The following is a 315-nucleotide window of genomic DNA, read 5'->3' on the forward strand; positions in this document are numbered from 1 at the left end:
GATCGCCGGCAGACGATCGACCAGTCGCTCCAGTACGCTCGGTATCGCTTTGTCCAGCGCGGCTCGGCCTTTGCCCATCACTTCGCCGTACTCGGTCAGCAGGCCGCGCAGGCCGTTGATCTGCATCGTGCGGAACTTCACCAGTTGCTCGCGCATCCGGTGCAGGCCCAGCACCGCCTGTTGCGTTTCCGTCTTCACCGCGACCGACCTTTCTGCGTGCTGCACGGCAAGCCAGATCGCTTTCGCATCGACCGCGTCGTTCTTGTTGCCCATCACGAACGCCTTCACGAATTTCCCCGGCATCAGCTTCACCTC

1 protein-coding gene is annotated in these 315 nt (G+C 62.5%); it reads right to left on the minus strand.

The window, feature by feature from the left end; all coding sequences use genetic code 11:
- The coding region (locus U5798_RS37000) for an IS110 family transposase (protein ID WP_322084895.1) at positions 1–315 on the minus strand (315 nt) is incomplete at both ends.

Origin of the sequence: Burkholderia sp. BCC1972, assembly GCF_905339605.1 — a bacterium.
Lineage (GTDB): Bacteria > Pseudomonadota > Gammaproteobacteria > Burkholderiales > Burkholderiaceae > Burkholderia.